Below are 14,342 nucleotides of genomic sequence, written 5' to 3' on the forward strand. Positions count from 1 at the left end.
CCCGTGAAACCCGGCCTCAGCCGCCCGCCGCGCCCGGCGCCGGCTTCTCGCCGAACTTGGTTTGCGCCATGGCTTCCAGGCAATCCTTGGCGTCGCCAACGACCACCTGCGCGGAGCAGGCCAGCATCAGGTTCAGGTTCAGGCCGAAATCCTCGACCGTGTAGCCCTGCAGGTCGCGGTGGCGCAGGTGTTCCGGGTCCCACTCGGCGCCGGCCTGGTCGACCAGCGTTTCCGCCACGTCGGTATAGGCCCACACGGTCTTGCCCAGCGCATGGCCGAAGCCCATCTCGAAGACGGTGCCCGAATCGGGCTCCGCGCCGCGGAAGGGATTCACGTTGGCCATGACGGTGTCGCACTGGCGGACCAGTTCCAGGTTCGCCTGGCAGATCCAGTGGGCGCGCTGCGGGCCTTCCAGGCCTTCCGGCACCTCGTTGTCCAGGGGAAAGACGCCCTCGAAGCCGAATTGCGCGCACAGCGCCTTCAGCCGTTCACCGTATTCACGCGCATCCGCGCGAAACACGTCAAAGCCTGCCAGATAGATTTTCATTGCGCGGTAGCCTCGGGGCGCGGCAGCAAGGCCGCCGCGCCCGGATGGGGGTCAGCGCGACCAGGGCGCTGCCAGGTTGGGATCGATGCCGTATTGTTGCATGGCCCGTCCCAGCGCCGCGGCTTCCAGCGCGCCCGCCCGCACCCGCGCATGCAGCGCGGCCAGCACCACGTGATGCCGGTCCACCTCGAAGAATCGGCGCAGGGCGCTGCGCGTGTCGCTGCGTCCGAAACCGTCGGTGCCCAGCGCGGTATAGCGGCCCTGCACATAGGCCGCGATCAGCTGCGGATAGGCGCGCACGTAATCCGAGGCCGCCACGATGGGCGTGTCGCCGGGCAGGCACTGGTCCAGGTAGCTTTGCGTGGCCGTGCCCTGGATGCTCAGGCGCTCGGCCTCGCGCGCATCGCGCGCCAGTTCGCTGAAGCTGGTGACGCTCCAGGTTTCGGTGGGCACCTGCCAGTCGTTCCACAGCAGCTCGGCCGCGGCCAGCACCTCGCGCAGGATCGAGCCCGAGCCCAGCAGGCGCACGGCGGCATCGCCCTGGCCGTGCGTGGCATGGCGGTACATGCCGCGCAGGATGCCCTCGTGCGCCGACTCGGGAATGGAGGGCTGCGCCGTGTTCTCGTTGTAGACCGTCAGGTAATAGAAGACGTCCTGCTGGTCCTGCAGCATCTGGCGCGCGCCGTGGTCGACGATGACGGCGGCTTCGCCGGCGAACGCCGGATCATAGGCGCGGCAGTTCGGAATGGTGGCGGCCACCACGTGGCTGGAGCCGTCCTGGTGCTGCAGGCCTTCGCCGCCCAACGTGGTGCGGCCGGCCGTGGCGCCGATCAGGAAGCCGCGCGCGCGCTGGTCGGCGGCGGCCCAGATGAGATCGCCCACGCGCTGGAAGCCGAAGATGGAGTAATAGATGTAGAACGGCAGCATGGCCACGCCGTGCACGCTGTAGGACGTGGCCGCGGCCACCCACGACGACAGCGCGCCGGCCTCGGTGATGCCCTCTTCCAGCAGCTGGCCGTCGCGCGCTTCCTTGTAGTAAAGCATCGAGCCCGCGTCCTCGGGCTCGTACAGCTGGCCCTGCGGCGAATAGATGCCCACCTGGCGGAACAGGTTGGCCATGCCGAAGGTGCGCGCCTCGTCGGCCACGATGGGCACCACGCGCGGCCCCACCACCGGGTCCTTCAGCAGGTTGCTGAACTGGCGCACCAGCGACATGGTGGTGGACATTTCCTTGCCCTCGGCCTCCAGGGCGAAGCGGGCATGCGTCGCCACCGGGGGCACGGCCAGCGCTTCCGACAACACGCGCCGCTGCGGCAGATAGCCGCCCAATGCCTGGCGGCGGGCATGCAGGTACTTCATTTCCGGACTGTCCTCGGCGGGCTTGTAGAAGCGCATCTGCGCGACATCCTCGTCCGACAGCGGCAGGCGGAAACGGTCGCGGAAGGCCTTCAGGGCGTCGACGTCCAGCTTCTTCTGCTGGTGCGCGGTCATGCGCGATTCGCCCGCGCCGCCCATGCCGTAGCCCTTCTTGGTCTTGGCCAGGATCACCGTGGGCTGGCCGTTGTGCGCGCGCGCCGCCGACAGCGCGGCGTGCAGCTTGCGGAAATCGTGGCCGCCGCGCTTCAGGGCATTGATCTCGTCGGGCGTCATGTGCGCGACCAGGGCACGCAGCTCCGGGTCGAGATTGAAGAAGTGCTCGTGGTTGTAGGCGCCGTCGTTGGCGCCCAGGGTCTGGTACTGCCCATCCACCGTGGCCGCGAAGCGGCGCAGCAGCGCGTGATGCGTGTCGCGCGCGAACAGGGCGTCCCAGTCGGACCCCCAGATCACCTTGATGACGTTCCAGCCCGCGCCGGTGAAGGTGGACTCCAGCTCCTGGATGATCTGGCCGTTGCCGCGCACCGGCCCGTCCAGGCGCTGCAGGTTGCAGTTGATGATGAAGGTCAGGTTGTCCAGGTTCTCGCGCGCGGCCAGCGACAGGCCCGCCAGCGACTCGGGCTCGTCCATCTCGCCATCGCCGAACACGCCCCACACGCGCCGTCCGGCGGTACGCGCAATGCCGCGATGTTCCAGGTAGCGCATGAAGCGCGCCTGATAGATGGCCGAGAGCGGGCCGATGCCCATGGACCCGGTGGGGAACTGCCAGAACTCCGGCATGAGCCAGGGATGCGGATAGGAACAGAGCCCGCCGCCGTCGACTTCCTGGCGGTATTGCTTCAGTTGCGACTCGGTCAGCCGCCCTTCCAGATAGGCGCGCGAATAGACGCCTGGGGCCGAGTGCGGCTGGAAGAACACCAGGTCGCCGCGGCCCTCGCCGCTGTCGGCGCGGAAGAAATGGTTGAAGCCGACCTCGAAGATCTCCGCCACCGAGGCATAGCTGGCAACGTGGCCGCCCAGCTCGCCGTAGGCCTTGTTGGCCCGCACCACCATCGCCAGCGCGTTCCACCGCATGATCGAGGTCAGCGTTTCCTCCATCGCCAGGTCGCCGGGATACGCGCCCTGGTTCTCGACGCGCACCGTGTTCTGGTAGGCCGACCACGGGTGCGGATGGCCGGGCAGGCCCAGGTAGCTGCCGTGCTCGGTCAGCGTGTCCAGCAGGTAGCGAGCGCGCTCGGGGCCCTCTTCACGCAGGACGCCTTCGAGGGCCTCCAGCCATTCGGCGGTTTCCTGGGGATCGGCATCCTGGGGGGCCCCGGTATCGGGGCCGGGGTCGGTGCTTGTCTCGCTGGCGTGGAACGCGTTCTTCATCGTGGCGGACCCGGTGGAAGTGTCAGGGAAGAGCGCGGCGCCGGACAGCGGAAGCCGGGGCACCACGCCAGGATCCATTCTAGGTAGGCCGTCCTGGCATGTGCTGTCGTTTGCGGCCCGGGTTTACGCGGATTTGCCATATATGCGCGCAGCTTTCGTTTGTTCTGCAGCAGAAAATTCTGCAGAATGGACCCGAAACCATCAGCGCCGCGCGAATCACGCTGCGGCACGGGAGACCTCCGTCATGGCAAGACCGGATCTGGACGAGATCGACCTGCGCATCCTTCACGCCCTGCAGCACGACGGCAGGCTCAGCAACGTGGAACTCGCCGCGCGCGTCCACCTGTCTCCCTCGCCCTGCCTGGCGCGGGTCAAGGCCCTGCAGGCGCGCGGCATCATCGCCAGGCACGTCGCGCTGCTCGACCCGCAGCACCTGGGCATGAACGTGAACGTGTTCATCCAGGTCTCGCTGGACAAGCAGGTGAAGGAGTCGCTGGACACCTTCGAACGCGCGGTGCGCGCGCTGCCCAACGTCATGGAGTGCTACCTGATGACGGGCGACGCGGATTACCTGGTGCGCGTGGTCGTGCCAGACATGCAGTCGCTGGAGCATCTCATCATCGACGAGCTCACGCGCATTCCCGGCGTGGCCAACATCCGCTCCAGCTTCTCGTTGAAGCAGGTGAAGTACACCACGGCCCTGCCGCTGGACCTGCCGCGCGAGCGCGCCTGAAGCGTGCCCTGCCGTCGTTTATCCTAATGCGTTCGCAATGACCGCGACAGGAAACGCCCGCATGACCGAAGATCCCCTCGCCTCCGCCATCGAAACCGTCAGTGTCCGCGTGCTGGGCAAGGTCCAGGGCGTGGGCTTTCGCCTGGCCACGGTGCGCCAGGCGCGCCTTCTGGGCGTGCGTGGCTGGGTGCAGAACGCCAGCGACGGTTCGGTGGAGGCGCTGCTGCAAGGCACGGCCAACCAGATCGACCGCATGCTGGCCTGGCTGCGCGAAGGCCCACCCGCGGCCGAGGTGCGCGAGGTGCTGAGCGAGGTCCGGTACGAAGACCGCAGGTATGCCAACTTCGCCCAGCACTGAGGCCGACGCCGCCGTCCAGGGCTTCCCTCCCGCCGCGTCGGGGCACGCGCGCATCCTCATCCTGGGTTCGATGCCCGGCGTCGCCTCGCTGGACGCCGGCCAGTACTACGCGCATCCGCGCAATGCCTTCTGGTTCATCATGGCCGAGCTGCTGGGCCTGGATGCCAGGGCGCCCTATGCGCAACGCATCGCCGGGGCCAACGCACGCGGCGTGGCGTTGTGGGACGTGGTTCACCGCTGCGTGCGGCCGGGCAGCCTGGACGCCCGCATCGCGCGCGATTCGGTGGAGCCGAATGATTTCGCGGGCTTCTATGCGCGCCACCCGGACTTGCGGGTGATCGGCTTCAACGGCGGTGCCGCCGCGACGCTGTACCAGCGCCATGTCGCGGCGCGCGTGCAAGCGCCCGCCGGGGCACGCCTGTGCGTGCTGCCCTCGACCAGTCCTGCCCACGCGGCCTTGCGGCCCGAGGCCAAGCTGGCCGCGTGGCGCGAGGCGCTGGCGGACGCGCTGGCCTGAGCGCAGGCCGGCGCTCAGGCCACGCGCGCCACCTGCCGTTCCGGGTGCGCCAGCAGGCGATCCAGGATCTCGCCTTCCAGCGCGGCATAGCGGGCATCGCCACGTTCGCGCGGCCGGCCCAGCTCCACGCGGCGGTCCAGCGCGATGCGCCCCGCGTCCACGATCACCACGCGATTGGCCAGCGCCACGGCCTCGCTCACATCGTGCGTGACCAGCAGCGCGGTGAAGCCATGCGTCTGCCACAGCTGCTCGATGAGTCCCTGCATGTCGATGCGCGTCAAGGCGTCCAGCGCACCCAGCGGCTCATCCAGCAAGAGCAGGCGCGGCCGGTGCACCAGCGCACGCGCCAGCGCCACGCGTTGCCGCTGTCCGCCTGACAGCACCGATGGCCATTCATCGGCGCGATCGGCCAGGCCCACCTGCGCCAGCGCGGCAAGCGCCTGCTCGCGGCGTGCCGCGCGCTTGCCGGGCAGGCCCAGGGCCACGTTGTCGACCACCGTCTGCCAGGGCAGCAGGCGCGCGTCCTGGTACATGATGCGCGCCTGCGCCGCGATGCCGGCCACCGGCACGCCGTCCAGCAAGACCGAGCCGGCGCTGGGCGCGTCCAGGCCCGCCAGCAGCCGCAGCAAGGTGCTCTTGCCGCAACCGCTCTTGCCCACGATGGCCACGAAGTCGCCTGGCGTCACGCCCAGCCGGACCTCGTGCAACACCTCTCGGGCGCCGAAACGCTTGCCGACGTCGCGCACCGCCACCGCCACGCCAGCGTCGTACCGGGTCTGGCCCGGCCCTGCCGCGCCGATATCGGGAACTGCCGCCATGTTCATGCTCCTTGCAATGTCGGGCCGGGCTCAGGCCGGCCGGAAGGACGTGTTCCAGCGCAGCCAGCGCCGCTCCAGCGCCCGCGCCGCCGTGTCGGCCAGCTTGCCCAGCAGGGCGTACAGCAGGATGGCCAGCACCACGACATCGGTCTGCAGGAACTCGCGCGCGTTCATGGCCATGTAGCCGATGCCGCTGGAGGCCGAGATGGTCTCTGCCACGATGAGCGTGAGCCACATGAAACCCAGCGCATACCGCACCCCCACCAGGATGCTGGGCAAGGCCCCCGGCAGGATGACCTGCGTGAAAAGCTGCCAGCGGGAGAGCCCATACGAGCGCCCCATTTCGACCAGGCCCGCATCCACCGAGCGGATGCCATGGAAGGTGTTCAGGTAGATGGGAAAGAGCGTGCCCAGCGCCACCAGGAACAGCTTGCCGGCCTCGTCGATGCCGAACCACAGGATGATGAGCGGGATCATGGCCAGGTGCGGCACGTTGCGCACCATCTGGATGGACGTGTCGAAGAGCTTCTCGAACAGGTGGAAGCCGCCGTTGAGCAGGCCGAAGGCCAGGCCCAGCGCGCCGCCGATGAGAAACCCGGTGGCCGCGCGCACGAAGCTGGCCCACAGGTGCGTGAAGAGATCGCCCGTGCGGGTCAGTTCCCAGCCAGCGGCCAGCACCGCGGAAGGCGCGGGCGCGATGCGGGTCGAGATCCAGCCCGCCTGCGCCGCCAGTTGCCACAACGCCAGCAGTCCCACCGGCACCAGCCAGGGCAGCAGGGTGTCGCCCAGGGCGCGCGCGCGTCGTGTCGTCGAGGCCATGTGTGTTCCCCCAAGGAATCAGCGGGGCGGCTGCCAGACGACCGAGGCCACGTCCAGCTTGCGCGGAATGAGCTTGAGCGCCGAGAAGGTATCGGCGATCTCCTGCTGGTTGCGCACCACGTCGTCGTTCAGGTAGGTCACGCCGTAGGCATAGTTCTCCAGCGCCGCGCGTGTGATCTCCCGCGACAGGCCGATCTGCGGCGCCAGGATCTCGGCGGCCGCATCGAAGTTGGCCACGGTCCAGTCACCCGTCACCTTCACCTCCTCGATCGCCCACTTCAACACCTCGGGGTGGTTGCGCGCATAGGTCGCGGTGGAGAGATAGAAGTTGTAGTTGTGCGCGGCGCCCACGCCATCCGCCAGCACCCGCGCCTCGACCTGGCCGATGGCGGCCTGCGCGAAAGGGTCCCAGATCACCCAGGCATCGATGGAGCCGCTCTCGAACGCGGCACGCGCATCGGCGGGCGGCAGCAGCGACACCTTCACGTCGCCATACTGCAGGCCGGATTTTTCCAACAGCTTCACGATGAGGTAGTGCACGTTCGAGCCGCGGTTCAACGCGATGCGCTTGCCCTTGAGTTCCGCCACCGACTGGATGGGCGACCCCTTGGGCACCAGGATCTTCTCGGCCTTGGGCGCGGGCGGTTCGTTGGCCACATAGACCAGATCCGCGCCCGCGGCCTGCGCGAAGACCGGCGGCGTTTCCCCCACGCAGGCGAAATCGATGCTGCCCACGTTCAGGCCTTCCAGCATCTGCGGACCCGCGGTGAACTCGATCCAGCGCACCTCGACGCCTTCCTTCTTCAACCGCGCATCCAGGTTGCCGCGCGCCTTCAGCACCGCCAGGTTCGACCCCTTCTGCCAGCCCACCCGGAACAGCTTGGCCTGCGTCTGGCCCAGCACGGGACGGGCAAGGCCGGCGGCGCCCAGGGCGCTCAGTGCCAGGGCGCCCTGCAACAGCGTGCGGCGGCGGGACGAAGAGGGATCGAAGTCGTGCATGACGCATCCAGGAAGGGCAAGAGGAAATCGATTCTAGGAATGCGAAAGCCGCGGCGAACACGATTTTTTTGGCATGTCGATATGGCCCCCCTCTTCGCGGCACAAGTGTTGGCGCGCTGTTGCGGGCAGTGCATGGACCCGCATGTGGATATTGTTCTTCCGTCGTTCGCGCGCCTCGTCCGCATCCCTAGAATCGTTTCCAACCCGCCTCGATCGCGCCGTTGCCGCGCTTCTCTGGACCTTCCATGATTCATTCCTCCCGCCGCCGCTGGCTGGGCGCCACGCTGGCCGCCACCCTCGCCCTTTCCCTGCCGCTGCAGGCCCGGGCCGCCGATGCCCCCAAGGAGCTCAAGCTCGACTGGGCCTACTGGAATCCGGTCAGCCTGGTCATCAAGGACCAGAAACTCATCGAGAAGGAGTTCGAGAAGGATGGCGTGAACGTGCGCTGGGTACAGTCCGCCGGCTCGAACAAGGCGCTGGAATTCCTGAACGCGGGCTCGCTGGACATCGGCTCCTCGGCGGGCTCGGCCGCGCTGCTGGGCAAGATCCATGGCAATCCCATCAAGTCGGTCTATGTGTACTCGCGTCCCGAATGGACCGCGCTGGTCACCCGTCCCGACACCGGCATCAAGAGCGTGGCCGACCTGAAGGGCAAGTCGGTGGCCGTCACGCGCGGCACCGATCCGCACATCTTCCTGATCCGCGCGCTGGCCGATCACGGCCTGACCGAGAAGGACGTGAAGTTCGTGCTGCTGCAGCACGCCGATGGCCGCGCGGCGCTCAGCCGCGGCGACGTGGATGCCTGGGCCGGGCTCGATCCCATCCTGGCCTCCGCCGAGCTGGAAGAGAACGCGGTGCTGTTCTTCCGCAAGCCCGACTACAACACCTGGGGCGTGCTGAACGTGCGCGAGGACTTCGCGGCGCGCCACCCCGACACGGTCAAGCGTGTCATCAAGGTCTATGAACAAGGCCGCCAGTGGGCGCTGGCCAATCCCGACAAGCTGGTCGCGCTGCTGGCCACGCAGGCCAAGATTCCCGAGGCCGTGGCGCGCAAGCAGCTGACCGAGCGCACCGAGCTGACCCACAACGCCATCGGCCGTCCGCAATACGACACGATCCTTGCCGCCGGCGAAGCGCTCAAGCAGGCCGGCGTGGTGGACGCCAAGGTGGACGTGGCCGGCACCCTCGACGCCCTGATCGACCCGTCGTTCAGCAGCGGCCTGGCAGGCACCTGAGGCCGCCCGCCATGTCGACCACCGACACGCTGATCGCGCCGCCCCCGGCGGCGCGCACGCCCCTCTCCCGCCGCTGGCTGGCACGCCTGCCGCTGGGCCTGGTACTTCCGGTCGTGCTGGCCCTGGGCTGGGAGCTGGCCGTGCAATCGGGCCTGGCCGACGGCCGCCTCGTCGCCCCGCCCAGCCGCATCCTGGCCACGCTCTGGGCGCTGTCCGAAGGCTTCGAACTCTGGCGCCACGTGCAAGCCACGCTGGCCCGCGTCGCGGTGGGTTTCCTGCTGGGGGTCGTGGCCGGCACGCTGGCCGGCGCACTGACCGGCTACTCCCCGCTGGCGCGCCGCATCCTCGACCCCAGCCTGCAGGGCCTGCGCGCGGTGCCGTCGATTGCCTGGGTGCCGCTCTTCATCCTGTGGTTCGGCATCTTCGAGGAATCCAAGATCGCGCTCATCGCGGTCGGCGTGTTCTTCCCCGTGTACCTGGGCGTGCTGGGCGCCATCGTCTCCATCGACCGCAAGATCATCGAAGTGGGACGCGTCGCCCGGCTGTCGGGCGCGGGCCTGTTCCGCCGCATCCTGCTGCCCGCGATCCTGCCGGCCTATCTGCTGTCGCTGCGTTCGGGACTGGGTCTGGGCTGGATGTTCGTCGTGGCCGCCGAATTCATGGGCGCCTCGGAAGGCCTGGGCTATCTGCTGCTGGATGGCCAGCAACTGGGCAAACCCGACCAGATCGTCGCCGCCATCATCGCCTTCGCCGTGCTGGGCAAGCTCACCGACGGCCTGCTGGCCGGCGCAAGCGCGCCGCTGCTGGCCTGGCAGGACACCTATCGCAAGCCCTGACGCCATGCTGCACATCGACCACATCAACAAGACCTATCCCAACGGCGCCGAAGCCCTGCGCGGCGTCGACCTCGCGCTGGAAGCAGGCCGCATCGTCGCCATCGTCGGCGGCTCGGGCTGCGGCAAGAGCACGCTGCTGCGGCTGGCCGCCGGCCTGGACCAGCCCAGCAGCGGCGCCATCCGCGTCGATGGCGAAGCCATCACCGCGCCGCACCCGGCGGTGGGCATCGTCTTCCAGGAACCGCGCCTGCTGCCCTGGCTCACCATCGCGCAGAACATCGGCTTCTACATCGCCGACCTGCCCGCGGCGGAGCGCCGCGAACGGACCGACTGGGCGCTGGCGCGCATCGGACTGGCCGCCTATGGCCCACGCTGGCCGCGCGAGCTGTCGGGCGGCCAGGCGCAACGCGTCGCCATCGCGCGCTCGCTGGTGGCGCATCCCAAGGTGCTGCTGCTGGACGAACCCTTCTCGGCGCTGGATGCCTTCACCCGCGCCAGCCTGCAGGATGCCTTGCTCGATCTCTGGCAGGCCCAGCGGCCCACGCTGGTCATCGTCACGCACGATGTGCAGGAAGCCGTGGCCTTGTCGAACCGCGTGGTGGTCATGCAGCCCGAACCCGGCCGCATCCACAGCGTGCTGGACTTCTCGCTGCCCTATCCGCGCGACCGCCTGGCCGATGCCTTCGTGCGCGCGGAACGGCAGGTGCTGCAGGCGCTGGATTCCTCGCTGGCCCAACCGGGGCGCTCACCGCGCCCTCGGCGGGAAGCCCCCCTCCAGGACCCGCCCTTGCCTGCCCTGCTGCCCAGCCATCTCATTGCCGTTTGAGCTGCCCCCGCCGCGTATTCCAGCGAGACGCCTTGCATGACCGTTATTGATCCGCCCCCGCCCGGTCCCTTGCCGCGCCCTCCCCAGCCCGACCAGGTCCAGCGCATCCGTGACGATGCGCATGCCCTCGCCACCGCGCACACGCTGGCGGCCATCTATGCACAGGACGACAGCGAGCGCGACCGCGCGCGCCGGCTGCCTTGGGAAGAATTGGAGCGCTATACCCGCAGCGGCCTGGGCGGCATCACCGTGCCGCGCGCGCACGGTGGCGCGGATGTCTCGTTCGCCACGCTGGCGGAAGTGTTCGTCATCCTGTCGGCGGCTGACGCTTCGCTGGGCCAGATCCCCCAGAACCAGTTCGGCGTGCTGGCCCTGCTGCGCGAGGCCGGCACGCCCGCGCAGCAACAGCGCTTCTTCGCCGACGTGCTGGCTGGCCATCGCATAGGCAACGCGGGGCCCGAGCGGCGCAGCAAGACGATCACCACCGTCACCACCCGCCTGCGCCGCACACCCGACGGCCTGCGCCTGGACGGCGAACGCTTCTACTCCACCGGCGCCCTGTTTGCGCACTGGATTCCCACGCGGGCCCTCGACGACGAGGGCCGTGCCGTGCAAGTCTGGGCGCGCCGCGGTGCGCCGGGCGTGGCAGTGATCGACGACTGGAGCGCGTTTGGCCAACGCACCACCGCCAGCGGTTCCGTGCGCTTCACCGATGTTCCCATCGACGAGGATGCCGTGCTGCCCGTCTGGCAACTGGCCGACCGGCCTGGCCTTTTCGGCCCGACATCGCAACTCATCCAGGCCGCCATCGACGCGGGCATCGCACGCGCCTCGCTGGCGGCCGCCACCGCCTTCGTGCGCCAACACGCGCGGCCCTGGGTGGACTCGGGCCTGGCACGGGCCACGGACGACCCCTATCTGATCCAGGAGGTGGGACGATTGCGGATCGACCTGCACGCCGCCGAGGAGACGCTGTATGAGGCGGGCCGCAACCTGGACAGCCTGCGCGGCCGTGTTCTGTCCGCGCAGGAAAGCGCGCAGGCATCCGTGGACGTCGCCGTGGCCAAGGTACTGACCACCGACGTGGCCCTCGCTGCCAGCGAGAAACTCTTCGAACTGGCGGGCTCGGCCGCCACGCGCGCCGCCCACAACCTGGATCGGCATTGGCGCAATGCCCGCGTCCACACGCTGCATGACCCGGTGCGATGGAAACGCCACGCCATCGGCAACTTCGAACTCAACGGCATCGCGCCCGCCCGACACCAATGGAATTGACCCCGGATACCCAAGCGTCGCCAGGCCCTGAGGCGCTGCCTCTTCCCGAGGCCCGGCGCCTTGCGAACGCGCAGGACGCGCTGGCGGCCGCGCACGCGCTGGCCGCGCGCGCGGCCCCTGGCGCGGTGGCGCGCGACCGCGATCGTCTTCTGCCCTGGGCCGAGCTGGAGGCATTTTCCGCCAGCGGACTGGGCGCCATCAGCGTGCCCGCCGAACACGGCGGCGCAGGCGTGGGCGCGTCCACACTGGCCGATGTGATTGCCGTGCTGGCACGCGCGGACGGCTCGCTGGGCCAGATCCCGCAGAACCACTTCTACGCGCTGGAAGTGCTGCGGGTAGGCGGCACCCCCGGCCAGCAGGCATTGATCCATGAACAGGTCCTGCGCGGCGCCCGACTGGGCAACGCCTTGGCCGAGGTCGGCCACAAGGACTTCCAGCGGCGCACGCGCCTGCACCGGGCCGACGGTTCCGCCCCCCGGGGCGACCCTGCCCGGAACGACGAGCGGCTGTATGTGAGCGGCCGCAAGTTCTACTGCACCGGCGCGCTCTATGCGCACTGGATTCCCACGCTGGTCGTATCGCCCGACGATCCGCGCCGCAGCTGGCTGGCCTTCATTCCCGCCGGCTCGCCCGGGGTCACCATCACGGACGACTGGGACGGCTTCGGCCAGCGCGTGACCGGCAGCGGTTCCGTTTCCTTCGACCAGGTACTGGTGCGCCCCGAGTGGATCGTGCCGTTCTCCGACTCCTTCATCCGCGCCACCACCATCGGGCCCGTGGCCCAGATCATGCACGCGGCCATTGACCTGGGCATAGGCTGGTCTGCCTGGGACGACATGCTGCAAGGCATTCGTGAGCGCGCGCGGCCATGGATCGACGCCGGCGTCCACGAGGCACGCCAGGACCCGCTGACGATCCAGCAAGTGGGCGAGGTCAGCATTCGCCTGCGGGCCGCGCAGGCCCTGCTGCGACGCGCGGGCCGCATCACCGAATCCGCGCAGGCCGCGCCCAGCGAGGCCACCGTCGCGGCGGCATCCGTGGCGGTGGCCGAGGCGCGCGTGCTCACCACCACGGCATCGCTGCTGGCCTCCAACGCACTCTTCGAACTGAGCGGCACCTCGTCCACGCTGGACGAGCTGGGACTGGACCGGCACTGGCGCAACGCACGCACCCACACGCTGCACGACCCGGTGCGCTGGAAGTACCACGCTGTCGGCAATTACTACCTGAACGACACCTTCCCACCGCGGCACGGCGCACTCTGATGACGACCAAGCACATCCTGCTCAACGCCTTCAACATGAACTGCGTGGGCCACATCAATCATGGCCACTGGACCCATCCGCGCGACACTTCGGACCAGTACCACACGCTGCGTTACTGGACCGAACTCGCCCAGCTGCTGGAACGTGGCCTCTTCGACGGGCTCTTCATCGCGGACATAGTCGGGGTGTACGACGTCTACCAGGGCGGCGTGGACGTGACGCTGCGCGAATCGGTGCAATTGCCCGTGAACGACCCCGTGCCGCTCGTCTCGGCCATGGCCGCCGTCACGCGCCATCTCGGTTTCGGCCTGACGGCCAACCTCACCTACCAGGCGCCCTATCTGTTCGCCCGTACGCTTTCCACGCTGGACCACCTGAGCGAAGGCCGCGTGGGGTGGAACATCGTGACCGGCTACCTGGACAGCGCCGCACGCGCCATGGGACTGGACGAACAGATCGCCCACGATGAACGCTATGACCGGGCCGACGAATACCTGGAAGTCCTCTACAAACTCTGGGAAGGCAGCTGGGAAGACGGCGCGGTGCGCCGCGACCGGCAGGCGCGCGTGTATGCCGACCCATCCAAGGTGCACAAGATCCGGCACGCCGGCCGCCATTACCGTGTCGAGGGTTACCATCTGAGCGAACCGTCGCCGCAACGCACGCCCGTGCTGTACCAGGCAGGCAGTTCCGGCCGCGGCCAGCGCTTTGCCGCCCGCCATGCCGAATGCGTGTTCATCTCCCCGCCCAACAAGGAGGTGGGCCGCAAGATCGTGCGTGACCTGCGCGAACAGATCGCGCAGGCCGGCCGGCACCCCGACGACGTGAAGATCTTCATGGGTGCCGCGGTGGTGGTGGCACCGACGCAAGCCGAGGCGCGCGACAAGCATGCCGAGTACCTCGGGCATGCCGCACCGGAGGCGGGACTGGCGCATTTTTCAGCCAGCACCGGCATCGACTATGGCCGCTACGGGCTGGACGACCCCGTGGGCTACGGTCCGACCAATGCCATCGAGTCCGCCACCCGCGTGGCGCGCGAGCACAACTGGACCCGGCGTGACCTGCTGGCCCAGTTTTCCCTGGGCGGACGCTATCCCGCCATCGTGGGCGACCCTGCCACCGTGGCCGATGCGTTGCAAGACTGGGTGCGTGACACCGGGGTGGACGGCTTCAACCTGAGCCGCATCGTCACACCGGAAAGCTATGCCGATTTCATCGACCTGGTGGTGCCCGTCCTCCAGGACCGCGGCGTCTACAAGACCGCCTACGAAGCCGGCACGCTGCGCCAGAAGCTGTTCGGCCAGGGCGACCGGCTGCCGGCACGCCATGAAGGCGCGCACCATCGCCCCCTCGCCCGGCCCGCTTGAGC

The 14,342-nt window shown here is 68.9% G+C and carries 14 protein-coding genes; 9 read left to right on the top strand and 5 right to left on the bottom strand.

Annotated elements, in window-relative coordinates; genetic code table 11:
* Positions 1 to 16 precede the first annotated feature (16 nt).
* Positions 17 to 547, bottom strand: a complete 531-nt coding sequence (locus ODI_RS00090) for a nucleoside 2-deoxyribosyltransferase (protein ID WP_067758063.1) — start codon at positions 545 to 547, stop codon at positions 17 to 19.
* Positions 548 to 598: 51 nt separating this feature from the next.
* Positions 599 to 3,292 (bottom strand): alpha-ketoglutarate dehydrogenase, encoded by a 2,694-nt coding sequence (gene mdeB, locus ODI_RS00095; protein WP_082985471.1) that lies wholly within the window; start codon positions 3,290 to 3,292, stop codon positions 599 to 601.
* 244 nt (positions 3,293 to 3,536) lie between these two features.
* Between mdeB and ODI_RS00100 the strand changes: the two genes are divergently transcribed.
* The 3 genes from ODI_RS00100 to ODI_RS00110 all read left to right on the top strand — a co-directional run bounded on the left by ODI_RS00100 (position 3,537) and on the right by ODI_RS00110 (position 4,900).
* Positions 3,537 to 4,025 (top strand): Lrp/AsnC family transcriptional regulator, encoded by a 489-nt coding sequence (locus ODI_RS00100; RefSeq protein ID WP_067758066.1) that lies wholly within the window; start codon positions 3,537 to 3,539, stop codon positions 4,023 to 4,025.
* A 61-nt stretch (positions 4,026 to 4,086) separates the two neighbouring features.
* Positions 4,087 to 4,383: an acylphosphatase gene (locus ODI_RS00105; protein ID WP_067758069.1), complete on the top strand. Its 297-nt coding sequence runs from the start codon at positions 4,087 to 4,089 to the stop codon at positions 4,381 to 4,383.
* Positions 4,361 to 4,900 carry a DNA-deoxyinosine glycosylase gene (locus tag ODI_RS00110; protein WP_074046842.1) on the top strand — a complete coding sequence of 180 codons (540 nt, stop codon included), beginning with the start codon at positions 4,361 to 4,363 and terminating at the stop codon, positions 4,898 to 4,900. The genes ODI_RS00105 and ODI_RS00110 overlap by 23 nt, the downstream gene beginning before the upstream one ends.
* 14 nt (positions 4,901 to 4,914) lie before the next feature.
* Here the strand turns inward: ODI_RS00110 and ODI_RS00115 are convergent, their stop codons facing one another.
* The 3 genes from ODI_RS00115 to ODI_RS00125 are packed head-to-tail and all read right to left on the bottom strand — an operon-like array spanning position 4,915 to position 7,536.
* A complete protein-coding gene (locus ODI_RS00115; RefSeq protein ID WP_067758415.1) occupies positions 4,915 to 5,718 on the bottom strand; it encodes an ATP-binding cassette domain-containing protein in 804 nt (267 codons plus the stop codon).
* Between the two features lie 30 nt (positions 5,719 to 5,748).
* Positions 5,749 to 6,537 (bottom strand): aliphatic sulfonate ABC transporter permease SsuC, encoded by a 789-nt coding sequence (gene ssuC / locus ODI_RS00120; protein WP_067758072.1) that lies wholly within the window; start codon positions 6,535 to 6,537, stop codon positions 5,749 to 5,751.
* Between the two features lie 18 nt (positions 6,538 to 6,555).
* Positions 6,556 to 7,536: a sulfonate ABC transporter substrate-binding protein gene (locus ODI_RS00125; protein ID WP_067758076.1), complete on the bottom strand. Its 981-nt coding sequence runs from the start codon at positions 7,534 to 7,536 to the stop codon at positions 6,556 to 6,558.
* Between the two features lie 245 nt (positions 7,537 to 7,781).
* Here ODI_RS00125 and ODI_RS00130 point away from each other — a divergent pair, with 245 nt between their 5' ends.
* Genes ODI_RS00130 through ODI_RS00155 form a run of 6 tightly spaced genes read left to right on the top strand, consistent with a single transcriptional unit; the run spans position 7,782 to position 14,340 of the window.
* A complete protein-coding gene (locus tag ODI_RS00130; RefSeq protein WP_067758078.1) occupies positions 7,782 to 8,771 on the top strand; it encodes an aliphatic sulfonate ABC transporter substrate-binding protein in 990 nt (329 codons plus the stop codon).
* An 11-nt stretch (positions 8,772 to 8,782) separates the two neighbouring features.
* Positions 8,783 to 9,607 carry an ABC transporter permease gene (locus ODI_RS00135; protein ID WP_067758080.1) on the top strand — a complete coding sequence of 275 codons (825 nt, stop codon included), beginning with the start codon at positions 8,783 to 8,785 and terminating at the stop codon, positions 9,605 to 9,607.
* A 4-nt stretch (positions 9,608 to 9,611) separates the two neighbouring features.
* Positions 9,612 to 10,433, top strand: a complete 822-nt coding sequence (locus tag ODI_RS00140; RefSeq protein ID WP_067758083.1) for an ABC transporter ATP-binding protein — start codon at positions 9,612 to 9,614, stop codon at positions 10,431 to 10,433.
* Positions 10,434 to 10,469: 36 nt separating this feature from the next.
* Entirely contained in the window at positions 10,470 to 11,708 is a 1,239-nt protein-coding gene (locus ODI_RS00145; protein ID WP_067758086.1) for an SfnB family sulfur acquisition oxidoreductase, read from the top strand.
* Entirely contained in the window at positions 11,699 to 12,973 is a 1,275-nt protein-coding gene (locus ODI_RS00150; RefSeq protein WP_067758089.1) for an SfnB family sulfur acquisition oxidoreductase, read from the top strand. Before ODI_RS00145 ends, ODI_RS00150 begins: the two co-directional genes overlap by 10 nt.
* Positions 12,973 to 14,340: an LLM class flavin-dependent oxidoreductase gene (locus ODI_RS00155; protein WP_067758091.1), complete on the top strand. Its 1,368-nt coding sequence runs from the start codon at positions 12,973 to 12,975 to the stop codon at positions 14,338 to 14,340. The genes ODI_RS00150 and ODI_RS00155 overlap by 1 nt, the downstream gene beginning before the upstream one ends.
* Positions 14,341 to 14,342 lie beyond the last annotated feature (2 nt).

Origin of the sequence: Orrella dioscoreae (genome assembly GCF_900089455.2) — a bacterium.
GTDB lineage: Bacteria > Pseudomonadota > Gammaproteobacteria > Burkholderiales > Burkholderiaceae_B > Orrella > Orrella dioscoreae.

Coding starts and splice junctions, on each gene's coding strand:
- ODI_RS00090 (WP_067758063.1), bottom strand. CDS start 547: ATGAAAATCTATCTGGCAGGCTTTGACGTGTTTCGCGCGGATGCGCGT.
- ODI_RS00105 (WP_067758069.1), top strand. CDS start 4,087: ATGACCGAAGATCCCCTCGCCTCCGCCATCGAAACCGTCAGTGTCCGC.
- ODI_RS00125 (WP_067758076.1), bottom strand. CDS start 7,536: ATGCACGACTTCGATCCCTCTTCGTCCCGCCGCCGCACGCTGTTGCAG.
- ODI_RS00155 (WP_067758091.1), top strand. CDS start 12,973: ATGACGACCAAGCACATCCTGCTCAACGCCTTCAACATGAACTGCGTG.
- ssuC (WP_067758072.1), bottom strand. CDS start 6,537: ATGGCCTCGACGACACGACGCGCGCGCGCCCTGGGCGACACCCTGCTG.
- mdeB (WP_082985471.1), bottom strand. CDS start 3,292: ATGAAGAACGCGTTCCACGCCAGCGAGACAAGCACCGACCCCGGCCCC.
- ODI_RS00135 (WP_067758080.1), top strand. CDS start 8,783: ATGTCGACCACCGACACGCTGATCGCGCCGCCCCCGGCGGCGCGCACG.
- ODI_RS00145 (WP_067758086.1), top strand. CDS start 10,470: ATGACCGTTATTGATCCGCCCCCGCCCGGTCCCTTGCCGCGCCCTCCC.
- ODI_RS00110 (WP_074046842.1), top strand. CDS start 4,361: ATGCCAACTTCGCCCAGCACTGAGGCCGACGCCGCCGTCCAGGGCTTC.
- ODI_RS00100 (WP_067758066.1), top strand. CDS start 3,537: ATGGCAAGACCGGATCTGGACGAGATCGACCTGCGCATCCTTCACGCC.
- ODI_RS00140 (WP_067758083.1), top strand. CDS start 9,612: ATGCTGCACATCGACCACATCAACAAGACCTATCCCAACGGCGCCGAA.
- ODI_RS00115 (WP_067758415.1), bottom strand. CDS start 5,718: ATGGCGGCAGTTCCCGATATCGGCGCGGCAGGGCCGGGCCAGACCCGG.
- ODI_RS00130 (WP_067758078.1), top strand. CDS start 7,782: ATGATTCATTCCTCCCGCCGCCGCTGGCTGGGCGCCACGCTGGCCGCC.
- ODI_RS00150 (WP_067758089.1), top strand. CDS start 11,699: ATGGAATTGACCCCGGATACCCAAGCGTCGCCAGGCCCTGAGGCGCTG.